The organism is Streptomyces alkaliterrae (genome assembly GCF_007097205.2).
GTDB lineage: Bacteria > Actinomycetota > Actinomycetes > Streptomycetales > Streptomycetaceae > Streptomyces > Streptomyces alkaliterrae.
In genome coordinates this window covers 1-407 of record NZ_VJYK02000737.1, presented here as the reverse complement: position 1 = coordinate 407, position 407 = coordinate 1, and the positions used below count along the sequence as shown (strand labels likewise).

Below are 407 nucleotides of genomic sequence, written 5' to 3'. Positions count from 1 at the left end.
GCGCCGATTTGCAGGCCATCTTCCTGGGCGCCACGGCCGAACCCGCCGCGCAGTTCATCAAGCAATACCGCGCGCGCGGTGGCGGCGCGCAACTGCTTGGGCTGTCGTCGATTGATCCGGGCATTCTGCTCAAGGTGGCCGGCATCGATGCGGTGCGCGGCTATTCGCTGGCGCTCGTGATGCCCAACCCCGGCAAGGGCGTGAACCCGGTCATCCGCGAATTCAACCGCGCACGCGCGGCCGTGGGCGCAAAGGATGTCGAACTGTCGTTCCGCGCGGTGGAAGGCTTTGTGGCCGCCAAGGTGCTGGCCGAAGCAGTGCGCCGCGCCGGCCCCAAACCCACGCGCGACCAGGTGCGCCGTGAGCTGGCCCATCTGCGCAACTTCGACGTGGGGGGCGGATTTGTG

General features: G+C 68.3%; 1 protein-coding gene. It reads left to right on the top strand.

Annotated features, from left to right (window positions below):
- Positions 1-407, top strand: a 407-nt coding sequence (locus FNX44_RS30195) for an ABC transporter substrate-binding protein (RefSeq protein ID WP_153507837.1), incomplete at both ends; no start/stop codon positions are given.